Source organism: Phormidium sp. CCY1219 (assembly GCF_055795085.1).
The window spans coordinates 1-6,918 of sequence record NZ_JAYFEQ010000884.1; the positions used below are offsets into that span (position 1 = coordinate 1).

Consider the following 6,918-nt stretch of genomic DNA (forward strand, 5'->3'; position numbering starts at 1 on the left):
TCCTGCCTGCCCCATCGGTTTAATTGTAACCGATCGCCCTTTTTTTGTCAACCGATCGCCGCCACAAGCCGGCCCCCAGGTTCCGCTTAATTCTGTGGCGATTCATCCAATGACCAACGACCAACGACCAATGACCAGTCACCCCTAATCCCCGATATTAGGGCGAAAGAACTGACGGAAATCTTCATCTTGGCGACTGAGCTGCACCCATTCGATGCCGAAGCTGGCGAATTTTTCCACCAGGCGATCGCAGGAGGGGCGTTCTGTGGCATAATGGCCGGCATCGATGAGGATTAAGCCGCGATCGCGGGCGGACTGAAACTGATGGAACTTGCAATCGGAAGTCAGATAAGCCTGAGCGCCAGAATCCACCACCGCATCGATAAAACTGGCTCCCGAACCGCCTAAAACCGCCACCCGGGTGATATGCTGCTGCGGGTTTGCCATTGGAGAGACGAGCAAATCAGGCGGATCTAACTTGCCTTTTATCAGACGCAATAATGCTTCCAGAGTCAAAGTCGGCTGTAATTGGCCCACTCTGCCATAACCCAAGCCCGGTTGCGTAGGCACAATCGGAGCGACTTGCTTTAAGTCGAGTAACTGGGCGAGGACGTCAGCCGTTCCGTGATTCACTTGGTCGAAATTCGTGTGGGCACTGTAAACGCCGATTTGATGAGCAAAAGCAAGTTTTGCCATTTCGCCCACCGGATCGCCGCTACAGATGGAATTGATTCCGCCAAAAATCAGGGGATGATGGGCAAAAATCAGGTTGACGGGGGTACCGGCTTCTCCCAAGGCGATCGCTTCTTTCATCACCGCCAATGTAGGCGTCAAACACACCAACACCCGTGCCGATTTGTCCAACACCCCCGGTTCGATTTGCCAACCGCAATTATCCCATTTTTCCTGCCACTCTGGATGGGCCCAGCCTTCAAACCATTGAATTAACTCGGAAATTTTCATTCGTTTCGCGTTTCAATTGAACTGTGCTTATTTTTTACCCTAGCGCATTTTCCCTCACGGTAAAAATGTTGGCGGCGCGTTGCATGGTTTTTCCACTTTAACTGATTTGACGAGAAGATGCGATCGCCTCAGAAGACTCTGACTCGCCCCAGTTGTCCATAATATCCTTAAAATAGAGCTGCTGCAGCCAAACCTGAACCACCACCGTCAGGGGAAGCGCCAAAACCAACCCCAACAGTCCAAATGTACTGGCAAAAAACAATTGGGCAATCAGAGTAATAGCAGGCAGCAAAGACACTTGCTTTGCCATCACAATTGGCGTCAGCCAGTAACTTTCAATTTGCTGAATAATGCCATACCAAATCAACACCGCCAATGCCTTCCAAGGTGCATCGAGCAAAGACACCATCAGGGGAAAAACCACGCTCATCGTCGGTCCAATATTGGGAATAAAATTCAGCAACCCCGCCATCAAAGCGTGAACCAGAACCAAATCCACCTGCAATATCCACAAGCCAATTCCACTTAAACTGCCGATAAACAGGCAATTAATCGAAACCCCAGCCAGCCAGTTTCCCAGAGCGATTTCACAGTCCGATAAAATGCGATCGGCACGGCGGCGATAAAATGCCGGAATCAGTCGTAACGCGCCCTTGCGATATTCTAACGGATTCGCCAGCAGCATCAGCGTCAAAACCGAGACGAATAAAATCTGCAACACCGTGCGAAATGAGTTCGAGAAGAAATCCACAAAATTCGTAACCGACTGGAGGACTAACGGCTGCAATTGTTTGATAAAATCTGCCAGCGACGGCGGTTGCGGCAACCATAACGGCAATTGATTCTCGATATTTCGCAGCCCGGTTCTCACCCGCAAAAAAACCTCCGGTATCAGTTCGATGAGTTTTTGAAATTCGGCGATAAAAGGAGGAACCACCAACCAAATAAATAAGACAATAAACAACACGGTGAGGCTGATGGTAATAAAAATTGCCAAATGGCGGTTTAGGCGGAACCGATTTTGCAGCAATCGGGCTAACGTGTTGAGGGCGGTGGAAAAAACAATTGCGACAAAAATCAGCAATAACAGTTGTCGAATTTCCCATAAAATATAGAGGGAAATAATAATAGCAATTAAGCTCAGCCAATGCCCAAATTTCACGGCCTTTCTAGACTCCGCTTTCTCAGTCTTTATTCTAGAACTATAGCACTGGTCAAACCTCCCCACACCCGAAAAACAGCCCCCTCCTTGACGGGTTCCCCCCCAAGCGGGAAAGGTAGATCCGAGGTTCCGCCTCGCCGCCGCCCCTGCTTAGCCGTTTTCCCGACACTGGCGAAGCATCAATTTTCCCACAGGGACTCGTGAATTTGATATGCTGAAATACTGCACTGACAGAGATTCAACTCATGCCTGCGCCTAGTAGTACATCTACAATGACTGCATTTCCCCTGACGGCGGTAGTCGGTCAGGAGGCGATAAAAATCGCCCTGTTGTTGGCAGCGGTGGATCCGGGATTGGGAGGAGTGGCGATCGCCGGTCGTCGCGGTACTGCCAAATCGGTCATGGCGCGTGCCATCCACTCCCTGCTGCCCCCGATTGAAGTAGTCAAAGACTCGATTTCCAACAGCGATCCCACCCAAAGCGATCGCTGGGACGATTTCACCCGCGAATTATACCCGAGCCACGGACAAAACGGCGTCACCCCAGAAACCGACGTTCCCACAGAAGTCATTCCCGCACCCTTCGTGCAAATTCCCCTGGGCGTCACCGAAGATCGCCTCCTGGGGTCCGTGGATGTGGAACAGTCGGTGAAACGCGGCGAAACCGTATTTCAGCCCGGATTGCTCGCCCAAGCACACCGAGGCGTACTCTACGTGGACGAACTCAACCTCCTCGACGACCAAATCGCCAACCTGCTGCTCACGGTACTCACCGAAGGGCGCAACCAAATCGAACGGGAAGGCATCAGCTTTCAGCATCCTTGTAAACCCCTATTTATCGCCACCTATAACCCAGAAGAAGGGGCCTTGCGCGAACACCTGCTCGATCGCATCGCCATTACCCTCTCGGCGGATGGCGTATTAGGGTTAGACCAGCGGGTACAAGCAGTAGACCAAGCTCTCTCCTATTCCGTGTCGCCCCAGAAATTCCTCGAGCAATATGCCGAAGACCTGGATAACCTGAAAACTCAGATTATCTTAGCCCGGGAATGGCTCAAAGATGTGACCATACAACCGGATCAAATCGCCTATTTAGTGGATGAAGCGATTCGCGGGGGCGTACAAGGCCATCGGGCGGAACTGTTTGCCTTGCGCGTGGCAAAAGCCTCCGCCGCCCTGGATGGGCGAAATACGGTGAATGCCGATGACCTGCGGCGGGCGGTAGAATTGGTTATCGTGCCGCGATCGACTATCGTGCAGACGCCACCGGAAGAACAACCACCCCCGCCACCCCCACCACCCCCGCCTTCCCCGGAAGACCAATCCGAAGACGAACAAGATGAGTCGCAAGAGGATAAAGAAGAGGACCAAGAAGAAGAGCAACCCGAACAACCCGACGAACCGCAAAGCATTCCGGAAGAGTTCGTTTTCGATCCAGAAGGGGTGATTCTCGACCCGAATGTGCTTTATTTTGCTCAAATGGCACAAAAGCGCGGTACTTCCGGCAGTCGTTCGATTATCTTTTCCGACGATCGCGGACGGTATATTAAGCCGATTTTGCCCCGAGGCAAAGTGCTGCGCGTTGCGGTAGATGCTACGTTGCGGGCAGCAGCACCTTATCAAAAAGCCCGACGCGATCGCCAACCAAATCGGCGGGTGATTGTAGAACAAGGAGATTTACGATCGAAGCGCTTAGCCCGCAAAGCCGGTGCTTTGGTGGTATTTCTGGTCGATGCATCGGGGTCAATGGCCCTCAACCGGATGCAATCGGCAAAAGGTGCCGTGTTACAACTGCTCACAGAAGCTTATCAAAACCGAGACCAAGTGTCTCTGATTCCGTTTCGCGGGGAAAAGGCGGATGTGCTATTACCTCCCACGCGATCGATTACCACCGCCCGCCGTCGGTTGGAACGGTTGCCCTGTGGCGGCGGTTCTCCCTTAGCACATGGGTTAACTACCGCAGTGCGCGTGGGCTTAAACGCTCAGCAGTCTGGGGATATCGGCGAAGTGGTAATTGTGGCGATTACCGATGGGCGCGGAAATATTCCCTTGGCTCGTTCTTTGGGCGAACCGACAATTGAGGGGGAAAAGCCCGATATTAAAGCCGAATTGTTAGATATTGCCGGCAAAATTCGCGCCGCAGGAATGCAGTTGTTAGTCATTGATACGGAAAATAAATTCGTTTCTACCGGATTTGGCAAGGAATTGGCGAAAACTGCAGGCGGCTCTTATTATAGTTTGCCAAAAGCCAACGAACGCGCGATCGCCGATATGGCTCGCGGCGCGATCGCCCAAATGAAATCTCGCTAGACACATTCTCCCTTGGAACGTGGCGACTGGAAGTCGCAGCTTGGCAAGCAAAGTCCGCCTACGCGGACTAATCGTAACTCCTTTAACTCGTTCCCAGCATCTGCTGGGAACGCCTCCCCCCAGTAGACCAAATAATTGCCAATATTTAACTCGTTCCCAGGCTCTTGCCTGGGAACGCCTCCCCCGAGGCTCCGCCTCCCCCAATTAGACCAAATAATTGCCAATATTTCTGACAAATTTCCCCTCGGAATATTCTGTCCCTAATGAAACGGAAAAGCTTCTTTTTTACCCTAGCGATCGCTTTTTTTGCTACCCTACTTTTTGCCTGTATTCCGCAACAGCTTCCCCCCTCCACCTCCACCGAAACCTCAGTGCAAATCCCCATGTCTCAGTCGCCCCCGCAACCCGAACCGCGCCCCATTTCCGAACCGTTATTCCGCCAAATTTCTACCTTTCGCACCACCATTCCCGCCAATGGAGATGTGGCAAATATCTATTACCCACAGGTGTCGGAAAATTCCCCCAATTCGCCTTCCTTTCCCGTGGCACTGCTTCTGCAAGGCTTGAATGTGGATAAATCCCATTATTCCCAATTTGCCACCCAAGTCGCTCGCTATGGCTTTATTGTGGTCGTTCCCAATCATTTTACCACCGTGCGAGGACGGCAAGAACTTTTCGCGCAAGTAGGAGAAGTGCCCGCCGTTTTAAGCTACGTAAAATCGCAAAATAATGCGCAAAATCTCCCCTTTTATGATATCATAAATGCCGATAAATTAGTATTAATCGGCCATTCGCAAGGAGGATTTATCGGCATGGATGCGATTCGCGAAGCCTGCGATATGCCCTTTTGCGAAGGAGACTATCAGCGCCCAAAAGAATTGCTGGCAGGAGTATTTTTTGGCGCGGATTTGTGGGACGGAGAGTATATTAAAATCGAAAATGATGGAATTGCGATCGCCCTGATGTCTGGCTCTGAAGATAGCTTGATTCCCGCAGATTCTATTCAACAAACTTACGAACATATCCAAACTTCACCCAAAGCTTATCTTACCCTTTTAGGGGCTAATCATTACGCGATTACCAATGGCGACAATCCCCCCGGTTCTCCCCTGGAAAAAAATCCGCCACTGTTACCCCAAGATATTGCGATCGCCACCCTCTCCCGCTGGAGTGCCCTATTTTTGCGAACCTATGCCTTTGACGATACCACCGCCAAGGAATATATCTATCAAACCGGAGACGCTTTAGATGAAAATGTCACGGTAATTAGCCAACCCTAACTCCATGAAACTGCAACAAATCATTGCAACTGCTTTAGTGACTTTCCTGGTGGTTATTGCCCTTTCCTCCCTTCCGCAAGCCGGGAAAATTGTTGCCCAATCAATCCTCCCCCAGGTCCCGCGCAAATCCCCTGTTCCCTCAGAAAATGGCAATATAGCTGCGCCGTTTTTCAGGGAGATAAAACGCTACCAAACCCTCATCGAAGCCAATGGCGATCGCGCCGATATTTACTATCCCGATTTATCCGAAATTACCAGCGGCGATCGCCTTCCCATCGCCTTAATCTTACAAGGCTATAACGTGCATAAAACCTACTATTCCGCCTACGCCACCCAGCTTGCCCGTTACGGATTTATCGTCGTTGTCCCCAATCACGTCACCGCAGTGAGGGGAAAACTCGAACTGTTTGCCCAAGTGGGACAAGTTCCAGAGGTTTTACAGCAAATGAAACGGGAAAATAACCGCGACAATTCTCCACTTTATGCTACAATAGACAGTAGAAAAATGGTGGTCATCGGTCATTCGCATGGCGGATTTATGGGCATGGATGCCATTCGAGAAGCCTGCGACATGCCCTTTTGCGAAGGAGACTATCGCCGCCCCCCAGAACTGTTAGGCGGAGTTTTCTTTGGCGCAGACTTGTGGGAAGATGGGGAATATCTCACTATCGAAAATGCCACAATTCCCATCGCTTTAATTGCCGGCAATCGCGATAGTTTGGTGCGCGCCGACTCGATTAAAATTACCTACGACAATATTCAAACCCCCCCTAAAGCATTCATCACCGTAATCGGGGCAAATCATTACGGGATTACCGATGTGGATAATCCGGCGGGGTCTCCTTTAGAAAAAAATCCCCCCACGTTACCCCAAGCAGTGGCGATCGAAACCATCGCCCGGTGGAGTGCAATGTTTTTGCGCGCCTATGCCCTTCACGATCCAGCAGCATTGGAATATTTACAGTTTCAGGGAGATACTTTGGACGAAAATGTAACGCTTCTCTACCAGGATGTGCCCTCTTTCCCCCCAGGGGCGGAAAACGAGAACTCTATTCCCCGGTTTGAGAGAGACTTTTAGCCGCTTCTACCTGGTTTCTTTGTTTACCAAATCGATTCTAAATTAAGCGCAAAACCGGGTAAAACATCCTCTCCGGAAACTACAGCAGGATCGGACAAGATTTCGGGGTCTCTCCCCGGGCGATAG

The 6,918-nt window shown here is 50.9% G+C and carries 5 protein-coding genes; 3 read left to right on the plus strand and 2 right to left on the minus strand.

Annotated features, from left to right (window positions below):
- Positions 1-144: 144 nt before the first annotated feature.
- Together AC0QH1_RS29065 and AC0QH1_RS29070 are read right to left on the minus strand one after the other, a co-directional pair.
- Positions 145-963: a Nif3-like dinuclear metal center hexameric protein gene (locus tag AC0QH1_RS29065; RefSeq protein WP_324634932.1), complete on the minus strand. Its 819-nt coding sequence runs from the start codon at positions 961-963 to the stop codon at positions 145-147.
- A 97-nt stretch (positions 964-1,060) separates the two neighbouring features.
- Positions 1,061-2,125, minus strand: coding sequence for an AI-2E family transporter (locus AC0QH1_RS29070; RefSeq protein ID WP_324634933.1), 1,065 nt, complete (start codon positions 2,123-2,125; stop codon positions 1,061-1,063).
- Between the two features lie 245 nt (positions 2,126-2,370).
- On the opposite strand from AC0QH1_RS29070, the gene bchD reads away from it, so the two are divergent.
- From bchD to AC0QH1_RS29085, 3 genes are all read left to right on the plus strand, one after another.
- Positions 2,371-4,434 (plus strand): magnesium chelatase ATPase subunit D, encoded by a 2,064-nt coding sequence (gene bchD / locus AC0QH1_RS29075; protein ID WP_324634934.1) that lies wholly within the window; start codon positions 2,371-2,373, stop codon positions 4,432-4,434.
- 263 nt (positions 4,435-4,697) lie between these two features.
- A complete protein-coding gene (locus AC0QH1_RS29080; RefSeq protein ID WP_324634936.1) occupies positions 4,698-5,714 on the plus strand; it encodes an alpha/beta hydrolase family protein in 1,017 nt (338 codons plus the stop codon).
- A 4-nt stretch (positions 5,715-5,718) separates the two neighbouring features.
- Positions 5,719-6,792 carry an alpha/beta hydrolase family protein gene (locus tag AC0QH1_RS29085; protein ID WP_324634937.1) on the plus strand — a complete coding sequence of 358 codons (1,074 nt, stop codon included), beginning with the start codon at positions 5,719-5,721 and terminating at the stop codon, positions 6,790-6,792.
- The last annotated feature ends 126 nt before the right edge of the window (positions 6,793-6,918 follow it).